This is a genomic window from Nakamurella sp. UYEF19 (assembly GCF_040546275.1).
GTDB lineage: Bacteria > Actinomycetota > Actinomycetes > Mycobacteriales > Nakamurellaceae > Nakamurella.
Window position 1 is genome coordinate 1 of sequence record NZ_JBEPNO010000045.1, and the last position, 18,502, is coordinate 18,502.

Annotated in this window: 15 protein-coding genes; 10 read left to right on the forward strand and 5 right to left on the reverse strand. The window is 69.8% G+C overall.

Translation table 11 applies throughout. The features are described 5' to 3' along the window. Positions 1–174: 174 nt before the first annotated feature. The gene (locus tag ABIB25_RS28365) at positions 175–639 is read right to left on the reverse strand and encodes a hypothetical protein (protein WP_502919926.1); all 465 of its coding nucleotides are present in this window, start codon (positions 637–639) and stop codon (positions 175–177) included. Positions 640–760: 121 nt separating this feature from the next. Between ABIB25_RS28365 and ABIB25_RS28370 the strand changes: the two genes are divergently transcribed. Beyond that, on the forward strand, positions 761–1,909 hold the full coding sequence (locus tag ABIB25_RS28370) for an acyl-CoA dehydrogenase family protein (protein ID WP_354531865.1): 1,149 nt from the start codon (positions 761–763) through the stop codon (positions 1,907–1,909). A 139-nt stretch (positions 1,910–2,048) separates the two neighbouring features. Here the strand turns inward: ABIB25_RS28370 and ABIB25_RS28375 are convergent, their stop codons facing one another. After that, positions 2,049–2,795 (reverse strand): TIGR03089 family protein, encoded by a 747-nt coding sequence (locus ABIB25_RS28375; RefSeq protein ID WP_354531866.1) that lies wholly within the window; start codon positions 2,793–2,795, stop codon positions 2,049–2,051. Further along, positions 2,795–4,708 carry an LCP family glycopolymer transferase gene (locus ABIB25_RS28380; RefSeq protein WP_354531867.1) on the reverse strand — a complete coding sequence of 638 codons (1,914 nt, stop codon included), beginning with the start codon at positions 4,706–4,708 and terminating at the stop codon, positions 2,795–2,797. Before ABIB25_RS28380 ends, ABIB25_RS28375 begins: the two co-directional genes overlap by 1 nt. 630 nt (positions 4,709–5,338) lie before the next feature. Between ABIB25_RS28380 and rfbB the strand changes: the two genes are divergently transcribed. From rfbB to ABIB25_RS28415, 7 genes are all read left to right on the forward strand, one after another. Beyond that, entirely contained in the window at positions 5,339–6,337 is a 999-nt protein-coding gene (rfbB, locus tag ABIB25_RS28385) for a dTDP-glucose 4,6-dehydratase (protein ID WP_354531868.1), read from the forward strand. Beyond that, positions 6,334–7,272, forward strand: a complete 939-nt coding sequence (gene rfbD / locus ABIB25_RS28390) for a dTDP-4-dehydrorhamnose reductase (RefSeq protein ID WP_354531869.1) — start codon at positions 6,334–6,336, stop codon at positions 7,270–7,272. The genes rfbB and rfbD overlap by 4 nt, the downstream gene beginning before the upstream one ends. A 366-nt stretch (positions 7,273–7,638) precedes the next feature. Beyond that, positions 7,639–8,922, forward strand: coding sequence for a CAP domain-containing protein (locus tag ABIB25_RS28395; RefSeq protein ID WP_354531870.1), 1,284 nt, complete (start codon positions 7,639–7,641; stop codon positions 8,920–8,922). Between the two features lie 108 nt (positions 8,923–9,030). Further along, a complete protein-coding gene (locus ABIB25_RS28400) occupies positions 9,031–10,176 on the forward strand; it encodes a chorismate-binding protein (RefSeq protein WP_354531871.1) in 1,146 nt (381 codons plus the stop codon). Positions 10,177–10,338: 162 nt separating this feature from the next. Then, on the forward strand, positions 10,339–12,567 hold the full coding sequence (locus tag ABIB25_RS28405) for a glycosyltransferase family 39 protein (protein ID WP_354531872.1): 2,229 nt from the start codon (positions 10,339–10,341) through the stop codon (positions 12,565–12,567). Continuing rightward, positions 12,564–13,739: a glycosyltransferase family 4 protein gene (locus ABIB25_RS28410; protein WP_354531873.1), complete on the forward strand. Its 1,176-nt coding sequence runs from the start codon at positions 12,564–12,566 to the stop codon at positions 13,737–13,739. The genes ABIB25_RS28405 and ABIB25_RS28410 overlap by 4 nt, the downstream gene beginning before the upstream one ends. After that, positions 13,736–14,662 (forward strand): glycosyltransferase family 2 protein, encoded by a 927-nt coding sequence (locus ABIB25_RS28415; protein ID WP_354531874.1) that lies wholly within the window; start codon positions 13,736–13,738, stop codon positions 14,660–14,662. The genes ABIB25_RS28410 and ABIB25_RS28415 overlap by 4 nt, the downstream gene beginning before the upstream one ends. A gap of 68 nt (positions 14,663–14,730) precedes the next feature. Here the strand turns inward: ABIB25_RS28415 and ABIB25_RS28420 are convergent, their stop codons facing one another. Then, positions 14,731–15,048 (reverse strand): hypothetical protein, encoded by a 318-nt coding sequence (locus ABIB25_RS28420; protein ID WP_354531875.1) that lies wholly within the window; start codon positions 15,046–15,048, stop codon positions 14,731–14,733. 143 nt (positions 15,049–15,191) lie between these two features. Here ABIB25_RS28420 and rfbA point away from each other — a divergent pair, with 143 nt between their 5' ends. Continuing rightward, positions 15,192–16,073, forward strand: coding sequence for a glucose-1-phosphate thymidylyltransferase RfbA (gene rfbA / locus ABIB25_RS28425; RefSeq protein ID WP_354531876.1), 882 nt, complete (start codon positions 15,192–15,194; stop codon positions 16,071–16,073). On the opposite strand, the gene ABIB25_RS28430 is transcribed toward rfbA, so the two are convergent. Further along, positions 16,022–17,173: a glycosyltransferase family 4 protein gene (locus ABIB25_RS28430; RefSeq protein ID WP_354531877.1), complete on the reverse strand. Its 1,152-nt coding sequence runs from the start codon at positions 17,171–17,173 to the stop codon at positions 16,022–16,024. The two genes, rfbA and ABIB25_RS28430, sit on opposite strands and share 52 nt — an antisense overlap. Positions 17,174–17,258: 85 nt before the next feature. Between ABIB25_RS28430 and ABIB25_RS28435 the strand changes: the two genes are divergently transcribed. Then, positions 17,259–18,431 (forward strand): glycosyltransferase family 4 protein, encoded by a 1,173-nt coding sequence (locus ABIB25_RS28435; RefSeq protein WP_354531878.1) that lies wholly within the window; start codon positions 17,259–17,261, stop codon positions 18,429–18,431. The last annotated feature ends 71 nt before the right edge of the window (positions 18,432–18,502 follow it).

Below are 18,502 nucleotides of genomic sequence, written 5' to 3' on the forward strand. Positions count from 1 at the left end.
CCACCCCCCGCGCCCTCTGCCCCGCCCCCGGGCGGCGGGGCGGCCCCCGCGGGGGGGCGCCCTGCCGCGGCCTCGAACACGCGCCCACCCCCCCGCCCCCAACGACGCGCAGCGACGCAGCGCCGCGCAACGACGCAGCGACGCGCAACGACGCAGCGACGGAACGGCGCTGCGCTACGAGGTTTTGAGCACCAACATGAACTGGCCGCCGCCGGGTTCGGCGCTGGTCGTCACGCGCAGGTCGGGGGCGAGGCGCGAGAGCCGGTCGATCAGCCACTTGCCCGCCTCGTCCGCGTCGGCCCGGCTCGGGCAACGGGCCACCACCTCGCGCCCGCCCTTGCGGCCGAGGCGTTCCACCACCCCGATGATCGGGGCCGGTTCGATGACGAACAGGCGGTTCGGCCACGGGATGACGGGCTTGACGGCACCCTTCCTCGTGTTGCACGAGCGATGCGCCAACCGCTCGGGCCCGGGTACGGCCTTGCCGCCCTTCCCCGACCCGCTCTTGCCCGCGACATTGATGCTGTCGATGCTCGGGCCGCGCGCGTCGTTCACCGACTTGTCCTTCTCGACCGGTTCGTCGCACAGCCAACAGCGCCACGACTCGCGTGCGCCGACCTCGTCCAGCGTTGTGCCCATCGTCATGACGCTACCGGTCGCAGACCGGACTACTATCCCAAGTTACCGGCCAGTAGCCCCGTTCTGAGGTCCTGGCCCGGTCACCCTCGAACACCCATAGGCGCGTGATGGAGACGAAGCGATGAGCTCAGACCTTTTCAACCTGACGGACGACCACCGTGCCATCCGGGAGGCGGTCCGGGAGATCGCCGATCGCGAGATCCAGCCCTACGCGGCCGATGTCGACGAGCAGGAGCGGTACCCGATCGAGGCGCAGAAGGCCCTCGAAGCCTCCGGCTTCTCGGCGGTCCACATCCCGGAGGCCTATGAAGGGGCCGGCGCCGACGCGGTGGCGACGGTCGTCGTCATCGAGGAGGTGGCCAGGGCCTGCGCCTCGTCGTCGCTGATCCCGGCGGTCAACAAGCTCGGGTCCATGCCGATCATCCTGTCGGGGTCGGAGGAACTGAAGAAGAAGGTGCTGCCCTCCATCGCCTCGGGCGAGTCGATGATCTCCTACGCCCTCTCGGAGCGGGAGGCCGGCAGCGATGCGGCGGCCATGCGCACCAGAGCCAGGGCCGATGGCGACGACTGGATCCTGAATGGCACGAAGTGCTGGATCACCAACGCCGGCATCTCCGACTGGTACACCGTCATGGCCGTCACCGACCCCGACAAGAAGGCGAACGGCATCTCCGCGTTCGTCGTGCACTCCGGCGATCCCGGGTTCGAGGTCGGATCCAAGGAACGCAAGCTCGGCATCAAGGGCTCGCCGACCCGCGAGATCCACTTCCTCGACTGCCGGATCCCGGGCGACCGGATCATCGGCGCGCCGGGCACCGGATTCAAGACCGCGCTGGCCACCCTCGACCACACCCGCCCGACGATCGGGGCCCAGGCTGTCGGCATCGCCCAGGGTGCCCTCGACGTTGCGATCGCCTACGTCAAGGAGCGCAAGCAGTTCGGGAAGAAACTGGCCGAGTTCCAGGGCCTGCAGTTCATGATCGCCGACATGGCGATGGAGATCGAGGCGGCCCGCACGCTCGTCTACCAGGCGGCCGCGGCCACCGAGCGGGGCGACGCCAACAAGGGCTTCCTGGCCTCGGCTGCGAAGTGCCTTGCGTCCGACGTGGCGATGAAGGTCACCGTCGACGCGGTCCAGCTGCTCGGCGGCGCCGGCTACACCCGCGACTTCCCGGTCGAGCGGATGATGCGTGACGCCAAGATCACCCAGATCTACGAGGGCACCAACCAGGTCCAGCGACTGGTGATGGCCCGCTCGCTGCTCCGCTGAGGCTCACCAGCCGGCAGCCGCTTCATCAGTGACGGCCGATCGGCCCGGCCGGCTACTGCTGATCGGCCCGACCGGCTGGCGTCCTGATTCCAGTACTTCCAGATGACGCGGCACGGCTGGTGCACCCATCGCGGTCGGCTCAGCCGAGCCGGGCGAGCCCGGTCACGTCGAATCCGGCGGTGACGGTGGCGCGCTCGGCCACGGCCTGGTCGATCAGGGTCTGGCCGGTCGAGTCCGAGTGCACCAGCGACCCGTCGGCCGCCAGCGCGGCCAGGAGCGTTCCGGCGACGCCATGGGGCAGGAACCACGGCAGGATCGACGCCAGCCTGGCACCGGGATGCAGTGCGACACCGCGGGCTGCGGCCAGCAGGTCGTCGACCGGCACCCGACCTGCCGAGGTGAGTACGGCGCCCGCATCGGCCGGTCCCCGGGGGGCGAACCGGTCGGCCTGCGGCAGGACCGCGGTGGTGAAATCCCTTTGATGGGCTGCGATCTGCTGGCTGGGCGCACCGAGTGGGTGACCGGAGACGACGAAGACCTCGTCCGCAGCGCCGATCGAAGGATCGGCCCCGTCCGAGACGAACGACGCAGCGGCCTCGGGCAGATCCAGGTCGGTCACCGTCAGGCCGGCCCACCACGAACCCAGCAGAATCGGCGCGGTCTGCCAGCCGGCACCGACTCCGACATGGACGAGATCGCCGGGGCGGCAACCGAGTTCGTCCAGCAGCAGCCCGGCTACCTTCGCCGACCAGTTCGCCAGCGAGGCCGTGGACAACTCTGTCCGGAACCCACCCGAGTAGGTGGTGACCCGCGGTCGATGGGCGTCGCCGCGCATCAAGGGTCCGAGCAGCGCGGCGGTGACGTTCGAGGTGTTGTCGGTCGGCATCAGTTGACGCAGCCGACCGTGGCAGCGGAGATCGGCGCCGGGCCCGTGGTGGTGGCCGGGGCAGCCTGCGCCAGTGGGATCGTGACGGCGCCCGCAGCGAGATCGCTCAGCCCCAACGCCCGTAGGCCGGACGGAGCCGGCATGTCCTGGCCGGCCGCGACCGAGATGTGGCCACCCGAGATCGAGTCGTCCACCACGAGTTTGCCTTTGCCGCCGAGCGCCTTCTGTACGGCAGTGGCCGCATCCTTGGCCCCGGTCGGATAGGAGATGGTCGTCGTCGCGTGGGCGGTGGCCGCCGTGATGCCGGGGAAGGTGATGACATCGCCGGCGACGAAGCCGGCCGCTGCCAGCCTCGCGGACACCGAGGCTGCGAGGTTGTTGATCTTGGTGGCGTTCTGCACGTCGACCGTCACGGAGCCCGGGTCGAAAGACGCAGCGGCCGACGAGGTGGTCGCCCGCCCGGAGGTGGCGCCGGCCGTCGTTCCAGGTTTCGTCGCCGACTTGCCGTTGATCGCCGAGAAGAACGCCTTGATCTGAGTCGGGTCGGTGGCCAGGGCATCGGTGTTGGTCGAGGTCTCGGTGCCGCTGATCGGGATCGTCGAGAAGGTCACGTTCCCGCCGGACAGGTCGGCCATCTGGGCCGCGAACGTCAGCAGGTCGAAACCCGAATCGAGGACCAGCGAGCGCCCGGCCGCGTCGAGCAGGCTGGACAGCTTGCTCGGTGAGCCAAGCACACCGGCGGACAGCATCTTGCTGGTCGCCCCGGCCAGGAAAGCCTGCTGACGTCGCACCCGGTCGAGGTCACCGCCAGGCAGACCATGCCGTTGTCGGACGAACGACATCGCTGCGCTACCGGAGATCTCCTGCGGACCTGCCTTGAAGTTGGCCCCCGAGAACGGGTCGCTGACGGCGGCGTTCAGGCAGACCGGCACCCCGCCGATGGCGTTCGAGAGCGTGTAGAAGCCGATCAGGTTGACCTCGGCGTAGTGGTCGATGTGCAGACCGGTGAAGGCCTGGATGATCGCCTGGAGTTCGGTTCGTCCGGCGTTGTTGGCGTCCCGCTCGATCTGGGGCTTGTCCTTCACGCCCTTGGAGACCTCGAACTGCTGGGTGTAGAAGCGGGCGGTGCTGTAGAACGAGTTGATCTTGTTCGGCTTGTACGGGCCCCTGGTGCCATCCTCGTACGGACCGATCACGATGTCGGTGACCGACTTCGGGATCCAGGTGTCACGGGGGAGCGAGACGGCGGTGGCCTTCCCGCCGCCCTCCGGGATGTGCACGATCATGATGGTGTCGGTGTTGACGCTGCCGCCGTCGGCCTGGGTGCTCACGGCCGCGAGTTCGGCGGCGGTGAGCGGATTCCCCTGCTGGTCGGTGCGGGAGTCGGAGCCGATCAGCAGGATGTTGGTGCCGCCGCGGAACAGCACTCCGGCCTGGCCGGCCTTCGATGTGTCGTTGCCCGTGGCCACCCTCGACGTGGCGTTGTTCGCGAAGCCCCAGGCGAGAGCGAATCCGGCCAGCACCGCAACCGAGAGCACGGCCGCGATGATCCGGCCGGCCAGGATGACGCCCGGGGTGCGGCGCCGCTGCTCCTGGTCGGGGACAGGGCGGTACGGGTCGAGCGCCCGGCCCTGATTCCGCTGGCCCTGTGCGCGAGGAACCTGCCGCCCCGGCGGGATCGGACCTCGGAGCGGGACCTGACCGCGAGGGCCCTCGGGGACGGGTTGGCCCTGGGGGATGGGCCGGTCGAAGCCGAGCGCGCCCGGCGGGTAGATCGCTGTCCGGTCCCGACCGGGGTCGCCGTCGGCCAGGTCCGACCAGGCCTGACGCTCGGGCAGACGGGGTGGCTGCTGCCGGCCGGGCGAGGGCTGCCGATTCGGCGGCGGGCCTTGCGGTCGGGCTGCCGGTGGCACCGGCCCGGGATTCTGCGGCGTCTGCCGCGGAGGGGGGTTGTTCGGGTCGAACCGTGGGTCCCGCCCACGGGGGTCCCGCGCACGGGGGTCCTGCGCACGGGGGTCCCGCCCGCGGGGGTCCTGCGCACGGGGGTCCTGCGCGCGTGGGTCCCGTCCGCGGGGGTCCTGGGCACGCGGGTCCCTGGCACGAGGAATGTCTCCGCCGCCGTTGGGTCCGTAACGCCGAGGTCCGCGCTGCGGATCGTCGTCAGGGGGCCTGTTCATCGCGGCGGACCTTTCGTGTGGACGAGCGGACTCGTCTCCGGTAGAGGGAAAATAGCGGTGGGGCGGGCGTAGAGGGGGAGGTGGCTGTTGATGAGGACGCCCGGTCGCGGTTCGCGGTTGCGCGGGCGTGCCGGAGTACGGACGCCTTGGTCGAGGGTAACGAGAAGAACCAGGAATCCGGGGGTCGACCAACCGTCGACGCGCCCCCTCTTCCGGGACCTGGCCCGATCAATCCGCTCTGCCGTGGGGTGACGGTCGGTGAAGGCACCGGGGTGCCTGACGCAGGTCCTACTGCCCGTGACCACCTCCGTACCGGGTGTGTGCGTGTGTCGGGTCCCGCGGATCGGTGAGGCAGAATGACCGACCATGCGCATTCTCGTGACCGGCGGCGCCGGATTCATTGGTTCGGCCTTCACCCGCAACGTCCTGGCCGACACCTACCCCGGTCTGGAGGGCGCGCACGTCACGGTGCTCGACAAGCTGACCTACGCGGGCAATCTCGCCAACCTGGCTACCGTGGAGGACTCCGCGGACCGGTATGAGTTCGTGCACGGCGACATCTGCGACGCGGAACTGGCCACCAAGCTCGTCGGTCAGGTCGATGCGGTGGTGCACTTCGCAGCGGAATCGCACGTCGACCGGTCCATCCTCGGCGGCGCCGACTTCGTCCTGACGAACGTCCTCGGCACCCAGACGCTGCTGCAGGCCGCACTCTCCACCAAGCTCACCAAGTTCGTCCACGTCTCGACCGACGAGGTCTACGGGTCGATCGACGAGGGCTCCTGGGACGAGAACTGGCCGCTGGCACCGAATTCGCCGTACTCGGCGTCCAAGGCCTCGTCCGATCTGATCGCCAGGGCCTACGCGAAGACCCATGGCGTGCCGGTGGCGATCACCCGCTGCTCGAACAACTACGGGCCGTACCAGTTCCCGGAGAAGGTCATCCCGCTCTTCGTCACCAACCTGATGGACGGCCAGACCGTCCCGCTCTACGGCGAGGGCGCGAACGTCCGCGACTGGCTGCACGTCGACGACCACTGCCGCGGTATCGCGTTGGTGCTGACCGGCGGACGTCCGGGGGAGGTCTACAACATCGGCGGCGGCACCGAACTGACCAACGCCGAGCTGACGTACAAGCTCCTCGAGGCCACCGGCCGGGACGAGTCGTCCATCGAGCGCATCCACGACCCTCGCGGTGGCGGGCACGACCGCCGCTACTCGGTCGACATCTCCAAGATCAAGAACGAGCTGGGCTACACCCCGCAGGTGCCGTTCGAGCAGGGCCTGGCCGACACCATTGCCTGGTACCGCGACAACCGCGACTGGTGGGAGCCGCTCAAGGGTCGCGCGGTCATCGATCGATGACCGCGCTGCTCGTCACCGGTGCCCGCGGTCAGCTGGGCGCCGACCTGTTGCGCCGTGCTGCGGCACTGTCGATCCCGGCCGTCGGGCTGGGGTCCGCCGATCTCGACATCACCGATCCGGAAGCGGTCGAGGCTGCGGTCGCCCACTTCGCCAACGACACCGGACGCCATGCCGTCGGTGACGACGACAGCTCCTCATCGGGCCAGGCCGGTGCTCGCAAGGTGATCGTCAACGCGGCCGCCTACACCGCGGTCGACGCGGCCGAGACGGACGAGCCCGGGGCCAGGGCGGTCAACGTCGTCGGCGCCCAGAACCTGGCGAAAGCGGCTGCGGCACAGGGGATCGGCCTGATCCACGTGTCGACCGACTACGTCTTTCCCGGCGACGCGACCCGGGCCTACGAGGTTGATGATCCGACCGGCCCGCGGAGCGTCTACGGCGCGACCAAGCTGGCCGGTGAAATCGCCGTCCGGTCCGCGCACCCGGCCGCCCACGTGGTGCGCACGGCGTGGGTCTACGGAGCCACCGGCAGCAACTTCGTCAAGACCATGGTGATGCTCGAGGGCTCCCGCGACACCGTGAGCGTCGTCGACGACCAGGTCGGGTCGCCAACCTGGACCGCCGATCTGGCGGCCGGGCTGATCCAGCTGGCGGGGGCCGACGTACCGGGCGGTGTCCTGCACGCCACCGGCGCGGGCCAGACCTCGTGGTGCGGTTTTGCGCGAGCGGTGTTCGAAGAACTCGGTGCCGACCCGGAGCGCGTCTTGCCGATCACCACGGCGGAGTTCCCGCGGCCTGCCCCGCGGCCGGCGTACTCGGTGCTGTCGCCCCGGGCCTGGAACGAGGCCGGTCTCACGCCGCTGCCGGACTGGCGTGCCGCGCTGTCCGACGCCTTCGCGGCCCACCGCGCCGAGTTCTCCCCTACGCGGGGTTGAGCCCCGCGTCACCAGAGGTACCCAGGTCCGTCCGGTGACTCAGGTCCATCGTCCGACGGTCAACAACGCTGCTTACTTTCTGTAGTCAGATCGGGAAATTCCGAGTGTCGGCGGCATTGGCAATGGTGTCGTCGGGCCGGTAGCTCCTCGCCGAGGGGATTTACGTTGTACAAAGGTGTCGAAACGGCCACGTTCCGGAATCAATTCTTCACCCTCAGAGACTCTGTTACTCCTTGTATATCCACAGTTACACTCGGTTCATCGGGGAAGGCGTCGCGCAACCATGACGTTCAGTGACTGGAGTGATCGCAGATGAAGAGCAACAGGAGCCTGTACACGGGCTGGGCGAGACGAGCAGGTGTGACCGTGACGGCCGTGGCCGCCGCAGCGGTGCTCGCGGCGTCACCCGCGTCTGCCTCGCCGATCGCTGGCTCGGTGGGTTCTGCGTCTGTCGGATCTGCGTCGCTGGCAGCGGCGGCTCCGATGGCTTCCCTCGCGCAGGCCGTCAGCTTCGACGCCCAGATGGTCCAGCTGGTGAACCGGGCGCGCGCTTCCGTCGGCGCACCGGCAGTGACCGAGGCCAAGGGCCTGACGCAGTTGTCCGTCTGGTGGTCGTCGCAGATGCAGAACGGCTCCACCGGCTACAACCTCCAGCACAATCCCAACGCCTGGACGATGGTCACCAGCTATGGCGCGTCCAACCGGACCTCGTGGGGCGAGAACGTCGCCTGGTCGTCGTCCACGGGCACGACCGCCGCCCAGCTCTTCACGGCCTACATGAACTCACCCGATCACAAGGCCAACATCCTGGCGCCGAACTACCGGTTCATCGGAATGGGTACCGTCACCGGCGCCCACGGCCTGTTCAACACCACGGAGTTCACCAACGCGGTGGACGCCGGTCAGGCCGTCGTCCCGGCGCCGGTCGTCACTGCTGCGGTACCGAGGAACGGTGAGTTCTTCCGCGATGCGAGCACCAACTCCGTCTTCCGGATGGCCGGCGGCGCGCCCATCGCCGTCCATTCCTGGACGCCTTTCGGAGGTGTGAAGCCGACGAAGCTGGTGGCCCACACCACGGTCGCCCGCCTGCCGCAGTACCCGGCGGATGGCACCTACCTCCGGACCGCCGGAGTCGGCGCAGTCTTCAAGGTGGTCGGCGGGGCTCCGGTCTACGTCTCCCGGTGGGCCGCGATGGGTGGGGTCTTCCCGACGACCGACGTGGATCCGCTGGCCATCTCCTATGCAGGGAGCAGCGGCAACTGGTCGCATCTGCGGGCGTACCCCGTTGACGGCACCTTCGTGCGGACCACCAGCGACGGCGCGGTGTACCGGATGTCCGGCGGCGCCCCGCTCTGGGTGTCCTCCTGGGCGGCCATCGGCGGCGTCAAGCCCGCAATCGCCATCGACGCCGCAGCCGTGTCGCACGGTGGGATGGCGGGGGTCTGGTCCCACCTCAAGTGGCACCCGGCCGACAACGCCTACCTGCAGAGCTATGGACGCCCGAATGTCTACCGGGTGATCTCGGGCAAGGCAATCCCGGTCGCCGGCTGGGCGTCCGTCGGCGGGGTCAAACCGGTCACCGCGGTCCCGCAGAACGTCATCGCCCTCGCCGGGCTCGGCGGCAGGTTCAACCACCTCCTGCCCCGGTAGTTCCAGGCTCGTCTGCACCGGTAGTTCCCAGGCTGGTCCTGCACCGGAATTTCCAGGCTCGGCGCGGGGGTGGCTCGAGGCGGTTCCAGCCCTACGCTGGGACGCATCATGTCCACCATCAGCGAGTCGCCGACCGACCGCCCGCCGACGGAGGCGCTCCGCCCGCCGATGCAGGAGCTCCACCCGGGCTCGCCGGCCGGAGCGCCGGGGGCACGGCCGGCGGCGATGGCCTCGTTCGGCGGGTTCGAGGCCACCGACCTGATCGACGTGGTCGACCTCACCGTCACCCCGGACGCGATCGAGCGCAGCGGCGGCTGGTGGGCCGTCGCCGCCACGTTCGAGGGCAGCCTGATGGCGTACAGATTCGCCGACGTCCGCCCCACCGGGCTACAGCGGGTGGGCCGACCGTCAGCGACGGAGTGCAGCGCATCCTGGCAGGGTCCGGAACCGGGCTCGTGGCAGAGCTCGCTGGATCACGACGGGTACGTGGCGGGGGTGCGCACCATCCGAGAGCGCATCGCCCGTGGCGACGTCTACCAGGTGAACCTCTGCCGCGTGCTCTCCACCCCGCTGCCGGACCACGCCGATCCACGTGGCCTCGCCGCACTGCTCGCGGACGGCAATCCAGCGCCCTACCAGGGCGTGCTGCACACCGGCTCGGAGTGGATGGTGTCGGCGTCCCCGGAGCTGTTCCTGTCCCGTTCCGGAGCCCAGGTCGCCAGCTCGCCGGTCAAGGGGACCGCCGGCCCAGGAGAACCCTTCGCGGACAAGGACTTCCCGGAGAACATCATGATCACCGACCTGGTCCGCAACGATCTCGGGCGGGTCGCGGTCGCCGGTTCGGTGCGGGTGAGCATGCTGGCCGCCCGGCAGGAGCATCCCGGGCTGGCGCACCTGGTGTCGACCGTCGAGGCGCGGCTGCGACCCGAGGTCGGCTGGAGCGCCCTGCTTGCCGCCACCTTCCCGCCCGGATCGGTGTCCGGCGCTCCCAAGCACACCGCGCTGCAGGTGATCCGCGAGCTCGAGCCGGTGGTCCGCGGTCCGTACTGCGGGGCCATCGGGTTCATCGACGCGGACCGGGGCGAGGCGGTGCTCGCCGTCGGCATCCGGACCTTCTTCACCAGTACCGGACCGACTGGACGGATGCTGAACTTCGGGACCGGAGCCGGTATCACCCACTCCTCCGATCCGGAGGCCGAGTGGTGCGAGACCGAGCTCAAGGCGGCCAGATTGATGGCCCTGGCCTGCGGCTGAACGGGCGACGCGTCCGCCGCCACGCGGTTCCGTGCCGTCCGCCGGGCGGCCGTCGCGTGCGCCGGGCGGCTCAGCCTGCTGTTGTACAGTCTGATTTCCCTCGGGTCCCGGTCGAACAGCGCCGCCCGTCCCCTCGAACCTGATGCGAAGGTGAGCGCCCGCGTGACCGACCTGCCCGCGTCCGGTGGCGGCGTCGCCACCGCCGGGGAGCTGGACGAGGCTGTCCTGACGGCTCGCGATCCATGGTCGGGCCGGGTGGGATCGGTGCTCGTCGCGCTGCCGGACCGCATCGTCAGCGTGTTCTTGGTGGCCGCCATCCCGGTCGGGCTGGCCGTCATCTTCCACGTCTTCCTCCCGGCGGTCGTCTTCCCGGCGGCGGTCGTGCTGGTGGTCGCGCTCTGGCGCTGGACGCCGTCGCGCTATCTCGAGCTGCAGTCCGTGCCGCAGTGGTGGTCGAAGAGGACGGCGAAGGCGGGCAGCACCGAGAGCGGCAATCTCGCCCAGCGCGCCGCCGTCGGTGCCGGGCTGGCCCTGTTCGTCATGGTCGTGTGGTTGTGGTTCAACCGTCAGCACTACTCCGCGTACGTCGTCCTGACGAGGGACCCCGGCATCTACACGCTGCGGGCACTGTGGCTGGTCGACCACGCGACGCCGTTGATGGACTCGTCCAAGGAGGCCCTCGACTCCGCCGGGGTACCGGGGGTCGGCATCTCGTCCCTGGCCTTCCCCGACATCGGCACCACCCTGTACCCCCAGTCGAACGCGCTGCTGCCCGGTCTGCTGGCGGTGCTGGGCTGGTTCGTCGGGCTCAAGGGGGTCCTGGTCGGCAACCTGCTCGTCGGTGCGGTCGGTCTGCTCGCCGTCTACGGTTTCGCCCGCCGGCTGCTGGGTCCCATCTGGGCGCTGGTGCCGATGGTCACGCTGGCCGCGTGCATGCCGATGGTGGCGTTCAGCCGCGGCGCCTACAGCGAACCGGTGGCGCTGGTGTCCACCTTCGGTGGCCTGACCTTGCTCTGGATCGCCTGGCAGACGGGCAGACTCGGCCATTTCTTCGCGGCCGGTCTACTGATCGGCGTCGGTTCGCTGGCCCGCATCGACGGCGGCGTCACGCTCATCGGTGTGCTCGCCGGGTTCGCCGTCGTGACCATCGCGGCGCGGAGTCGCGAAGTACGGGTCCGGACGGCGCTGGCCTGCACGGCCTGGGCGGCCGGTGCCGGTGTGCTGGACGGGTTCTCGCTCCTGGACGGCAAGGTCAACTCGCCGGTCTACCAGGCCAGCGAGTGGAGCGGCATCTTCCCGTTGCTCGTTGCGACGATCCTGGCCTTCCTCCTGACGGTCGGCATAGCGTTCGTGCCCCTTGGTCCGGTGCGACGGTTCCTGGCCGTCGGGACCGTCCGCTGGACGAGGTGGGTGCTGGTGGCGGCCCTCGTCATCGGGTTGGTGATGATCTCCCGTCCGCTCTGGTGGACCACCCGCCTGGACAGCCAGCTCGCCGGCGCGCTCGGTTCGATGCAGCGAGGTCTCGGCCTGCCGTACGACCCGACCCGGACCTACAGCGAGTCGTCGGTGTCGTGGCTGGCGATGTACCTGAGCTGGCCGGTGATCATCCTGGCCGCGGTCGGTGCCGCGTTGTTGCTGGCCAGAACGGTGGGTCGCCGTGATCCGCGGCTGGCGATGTTCGCCCTCACGGTCAGCAGCGTCGCCGTGCTCTACCTCAACAAGGTGTCGATCTTCCCCGATCAGATCTGGGCGATGCGGCGGTTCCTGCCGGTGGTGCTGCCCGGGCTGATCATCGCGGCGGTCTACCCGCTGATGCGGCTGCAGCAGCTCCAGCGGGTCCGGCGAATGACCGTCCGTCGACCGCAGTTCGGCGTGTTCGCGGTGCTGCTGGCCGCCGGGATCGTGGTGAGCCCGGTCGTCGTGTGGGGCCGATCCCACCTCTGGGGGTTGGCGAATTCGCAGGCCCAGATCGCCGAGATGCGCATCGCCTGCGCGGCTGTCGGGGACCACCCGGTGATCCTGGCCGGGCCGGCCCCTGGGTCGGCGACCTTTCTCCCGACGTTCAAGGCAGGGTGCGGCAACGAGACGGTCGTCTATCCGAAGCCGACCGCTGCGGGCCTGGTCACGTTGCGGAAGCAGTTCACCGACCGGGCCAACGGCGCAGCCACCGCCGAACCGTTGGTGGTGGTGTTCGACGCCACTTCGGTGGGCTGGCAGGCCGGCGCACCGGCTCCCTATCTGACCTCGACCCTGACCGCATGGGAGCAGCCGTTGCAGCGCGTCCCGAACGTGGCTTCGACGGCGCAGCGGTCGATGTGGATCGGCACGGTGAACGCGGCCGGGAAGCTCGTACCCGTCAGCACCGGCCCGACGATCGTGAACGGTCCATGACGGAGCACAACCCCAATCCCGCTGTCCTGCTCGACGCCACTGCCATCCCGGCGAACCGCGGGGGCGTCGGCCGGTACGTCGAGGAGCTGTCCAGAGCGCTGGACCGGGCCGACGCCCGACTGACCGTCGTCTGCCAGCGGCGGGACGCCGAACACTTCGACGCGGCCGCTCCGCAGTCGAGGGTGGTGCCGATCGCGGACGAACTCGAGACCCGGCCCGCCCGGTTGGCCTGGGAGCAGGTCACGTTGCCGCGCATGGTGTCCCGGCTCGGCGTGCAGGTCGTCCACGCCCCGCACTACACGATGCCGCTCGCCGCCGGCGTCCCGGTCGTCGTGACCCTGCACGACGCGATCTTCTTCTCCGAGCCGGGGCTGCACCTGGGAGCCAAGGGCCGGTTCTTCCGTGCCTGGACGCGGATCTCGCTGCGCCGGGCCGCGGAGTGCGTCGTCGACAGCCAGGCAACGGCAGACGAACTGGTGCGGTACGCCAGGGCCGACCGCAGCCGCATGACGGTCATTCCGCTCGGCGTGGACACCACCCGTTTCGCCGTGCCGTCGGAGGAGCAGATCCGTTTTGCCCGTGAGCATCTCGGTCTCGGGACCCAGCCGTACGTCGCATTCCTCGGAACCCTCGAGCCGCGCAAGAACGTGCCGGCGCTGATCCGCGGGTTCTGCTCCGCCGTCAAGAACATGACGGATCCGCCGGCGTTGGTGCTGGCCGGCGGGGCCGGCTGGGATTCCGCCGTCGAACCGGCGATCCGCGCGGTTCCTGCTGGTATCAAGGTGATCCGGCCCGGCTACCTGCCGATCGAGATGCTCGCCGGTTACCTCGGCGGAGCGGAACTGGTGGCCTACCCGAGCCTGGGCGAGGGCTTCGGCCTGCCGGTGCTGGAGGCCATGGCGTGCGGCGCCGCAGTGCTGACCACCAGGCGCCTCTCGCTCCCCGAGGTGGGCGGCGACGCGGTGGCCTACAGCGATGTCGGCGCCGGTGATATCGCCGAGGGTCTGCGGGACCTGTTGGCGGACGGGGACAGACGTGCCGACCTCGGTCGTCGTGCGGTCGAGCGTGCGGCCGGTTTCACCTGGAGTTCCCATGCCGCAAGCTGTCTCGAGGTCTACCGCCGGGTTGCGGACCAGGCGCCGCACCGCCGGATCGGGGTGGGTTCCCGATGAGCGAGCACCGTGGCGACGACCCGAGGTCGGGCACAGAAGGCATCCTCGGGGTGGTGGTGGTCACCTATTCGCCGGGCGAGACGCTGGCCAGTTTCCTGGACTCGGTCGGCCCGGCCTACCAGGGCCCGACCGACATCGTGCTGGCCGACAACGGTTCCACCGACGGCTCGGTGGAGGAGGCGCAGCACCGGGAGGGCGTGCGGTTGCTGCGGACCGGCGGCAATCTCGGGTTCGGCTCCGGCGCGAATCGTGGTGCAGCAGTAGTGGATCGGTCCGCCGAGTTCGTGCTGATCGCCAACCCCGATGTGGTGCTGCACCCCGGCTCGCTGGACGTACTGGTCGCTGCCGCCCATCGGCACCCCACCGCCGGTGTGCTCGGCCCGGCGATCCTCACTCCGGACGGGGTGCTGTATCCCTCGGCCCGGCGGCTACCGACGATCTGGCTGGGTGCCGGACATGCGGTGCTCGGCTGGATCTGGCCGAAGAACCCGTGGACCAGGCAGTACCGGGCGGAGAACAACGGCGTGCACGAGCGGGCGGCCGGCTGGCTGTCTGGTTCCTGTCTACTGTTGCGGCGCAAAGCTTTCGACCAGATCGATGGGTTCGACGAGCACTACTTCATGTACTTCGAGGACGTCGACCTCGGAGCCCGGATGCAGCAGCACGGATGGGAGAACCTCTACGTGCCGGATGCTGTGGTGACCCACATCGGCGGCCACGCGGCAGAACGCCAGGGCGCCACCATGATCGCCGAGCACCACCGCAGTGCCTACCGCTACCTGGCCGGCGGGCATCCCGGGGTGTGGCAGTTCCCGGTTCGGGCGGTGCTGCGGGTGGCCCTGGGCCTGCGGGCGGCGATCGCGACCAGATCGGGTCGGGTGTCCGGCGGCGCCAAGCTCGACGGACGGCGACTGCCCAGCTGAGGTTCGGTGTATCGCAGGCTGTGCTCCTGCCGAATGCGGCGGTGCTGCCGCTCTCGTGGAGATGCCGGTCAAGCCGTGTGGCGCTTGGCCTTTCGATCGGGCGCACCCACGGCGGCCTGCTGCATACCGGCGTCGAGAAGGCCGTGGTCGGGAAGGCCGTGGTCGAGAAGGCCGTCATCAACGGCAACCTCGGTGTGGTGATGGGTCTCGGTGTGCTGATGCGTGCGGAGCCGGTACAGATCTGCCTCACGTGCACAGTCGGCGATGATGGCCGCCGACACCTCGAGGGTCGGGTTCAGATCCATCGGCGAGGTGACCGCTTCCGGCATCAGGACGTGAGCCCCCCGGCGGCGCGCTCGTCCGTACTCATCGCGCATCCGCTCCATCGCACCCACATCAAACCCCGCTCGGCCGGCATCCTTCCTGAGGAGGTTACGGCGCTCGACCTTCCAGATGCGTGCGGCGCGCCAGGTATCGTGCTCCTGCGGCAGTCCATCACACGGAAGGCACCGCGTGGAAAGGGAAAGCCATGAAGGGCATCGTGCTGGCCGGCGGAACGGGCTCCCGGCTCTGGCCGATCACTCTTGCGACATCGAAGCAACTGCTGCCGGTGTACGACAAGCCGATGATCTACTACCCGCTGTCGGTGCTGATGCTGGCCGGGATCCGCGAGGTGCTGATCATCACCACCCCGCAGGACGCCGAACCGTTCGCCCGGCTCCTGGGCGACGGCAGCAAGTGGGGCATGTCGATCACCTACAAGGTGCAGCCGGCGCCCAACGGGATCGCACAGGCGTTTGTCATCGGGGCCGAGTTCATCGGTGCTGACGACGTGGCACTCGTATTGGGGGACAACATCTTCCACGGTCCCGGCCTGACGAAGATCCTCCGCACCGCCCGTCAGGACGTGGACGGCTGCATGCTGTTCGGCTACGCGGTCTCCGACCCGGAGCGGTACGGCGTCGGCGAAGCGGACGAGGACGGGCGTCTGCTCTCGATCGAGGAGAAGCCGACTGCACCGCGCAGCAACCGGGCGATCACCGGACTGTACTTCTACTCGAACGACGTCGTCGAGATCTCCGGTTCACTGCAGCCGTCCGCTCGTGGCGAGTTGGAGATCACCGACGTCAACAAGGTCTACCTGTCGCAGGGACGGGCCAGGCTGCAGGATCTGGGACGCGGGTTCGCCTGGCTGGACACCGGAACCTACGAATCGCTGAACGAGGCCAGCCAGTACGTCCAGGTGATCCAGCACCGGCAGGGCGGACGCATCGCGTGCCTGGAGGAGATCGCGCTCGCGCAGCAGTGGATCACCCCGGAGCAGTGCGAGGCGGCCGGGCTCAGCCTGGGCAGCAGCGATTATGGGAAGTACGTCGTGTCCGTGGCGCGGGCCGCCAGCGCACAGCGGTAGGCGCGCATCGTCTGCTCGGCGCAGTTCTCCCAGGTGAACCGGCGGGCCCAGGCCACCCGGTCGACCGAAGGTGGAACCTCGCCGTCCAGCACCTGCTGGAGGCGGGCGGAAAGCGCGGTCTCGTCGCAGACCGGGAATCGCAGCGCGGCGCTGCCGGTCACCTCCGCGAGCACCGGGATGTCGGTGGTCACCACTGGGACGCCCGAGGCGAGCGCCTCGATGGCCGGCATGCCGAAGCCCTCGTCCACGCTCGGCAGGACGAGTCCCACCGAACCGGCGACGACCGACGGCAGGATCGCCTGGGGGAGGTAGCCGGCCAGCCGGACGCCGAGTTGCGGTGCGCCGGCATGGTCGGTGCCCCAGCCCTGCGGGCCGACGAGGAGCAGGTCGGGGCAGTCGTCGCCGATTCGGTCACGCAGCAGGCGGTGGGCGGCCAGCAGGGTGTCCAGTCCCTTGCGCGGCTCCCGGGTCCCGACGAAGACGAAGTAGCGGTCCGGCAGGTCCAAGACGGCCCGTTGTTCGTCGGTGACGGCCGGTGGGTCGAACCAGGACGGGTCGACGCCGTGCGGGGTCAGGAAGATTCGTTCCAGCGGGTAGCCGAATTCGGTCGAGATCGCATGGCGCGTGACCTCGGCGAAGGTGCAGACCGCCTTGGCCTGACGCAGGGCGCGCGGCACGAGGATGCGCAGGTCGTCGTTCTCGGTGCGCAGGGTGTTGCGGTGGGTGAGCCAGGCGAGATCGTGGATGGTGACAACGCCCGCAGCGCGGCTGGTGGGCGGCAGCACGAAGTTGGTGCCGTGCATGATGTCGGCCGACCCGATCAGCCATTCCACCCGCGGCAGGTCCGTACGCTGCCAGGCCGCGCGGAGCAACCGGGCGGGAAAGGGGCGCGCGCGGACCGATACCCCCGGAGGGACCGCGGCGGCGAGTTCGCGCCAGCCCCGCAGGGTGAAGGCCGTGGCGGAGACGGAGATGTCGTCCCGGGCCGCCAGCGCGGCGAGGAGATGCTCGGTGTAGCGGCCGATTCCGGTCCGCTGCCCCAACAGCGGGGTGGCGTCCAGGACGACCCGCGGGATCGCGCCGGGGCGGGTTCGTGACATTCTGCAAGAACTTACCGGTCGAGGAATCGTGCTGATGATGAACGGCGTGGTTCCGGAGACCCTGCACCGATGGTGGAGTTGACGAATGCCGGACCCGCAACGACCGCACCAGGGTGGGGGCCTGCTCACCCTGATCACCGAGCAGATGCTCGCGCGCGTGCCCGGCGGTACCGGTCGTTACTCGCGTGAAGTCGCAACCGCGGTCGGAGCTGCGGTGCCGAGCGGCTGGCAGGTGCGGGCAGTCACCGCCTGGCACCGCGACCTGCGGCCGGCTCGCGTGCCCGAGGTCGCCGGCCCGTACCGGCTGCCGGCGGAGGCCCGGGTACTCGCCCGACTGTGGGAGCGCGGGCTGCCGCCGACCGTCGCCGGCCGGGTGATCCATGCGCTGACCCCGCTCGCGCCGCCCCGGCTGCGGCGTGGCCAGTCGCTGGTGGTGACGGTGCACGACGCTGTGCCGTACACGCACCCCGAGACGTTGACCCCTCGCGGCGCGGCCTGGCACCGCCTGATGATCGAGCGCGCCGCCGCCATCGCCGGTGCACTGGTGGTGCCGACCAACGCGGTGGCCGCAGCGCTGGCCGAGGCGGGGGTCGGCGGCCGGATCGAGGTGATCAGCGAAGGCGCGGCGCCGTCGCTCAAGGGACCGGTGCCAGTCGCCGAGGTCGAGCGGGTGAAGGCGTCCTTCGGGTTGCCCGACCGCTATGCCCTGGTCGTCGGCACCCTGGAGCCGCGCAAGGGACTGGACATCCTGCTCGATGCGATGGCACTGGGGCGGGATCCGATGGTCCCACTCGTGGTGGTCGGGCAACCGGGCTGGGGCGACGCGGATGTGGAGCAGGAGGCGTTGCGCCGTGGGATCGCGGACCGCGTCCTGGTGCTCGGACGACTGCCCGACGAAGAGCTCACGGCAGTGCTGGGCGGCGCATCGGTCGAGGTGGTGCCCAGCCGATCGGAAGGGTTCGGCCTGCCGCTGCTCGAAGCCATGAGCCGTGGGATCCCGGTGGTCCATTCCGACGCGGCCGCCCTCGTCGAGGTGGCCGGCGACGCCGGCATCTGCGTTCCGGTCGGGGATGTCGAGGCTCTGGCTGCGGCGATCTCGACCGTGCTGACGGATCCCGAACTGGCGGTCCGACTCTCGACCGCCGGCCGCCTGCGAGCCGCCGACTTCTCCTGGGATGCGGTGGCGGAGGAACTCTGGGCGCTCTATCTCGATGTCGCCGCCGCCGATGCTGTGCGTCAGAAGGGCGGCGGGTCGTAGGTCGGTGCTGTTTCCGGCGCTGGATCCGGATCCGGCGCTGGGTCGGGTGCCGGGTGGGGTGCCGGGGTGGG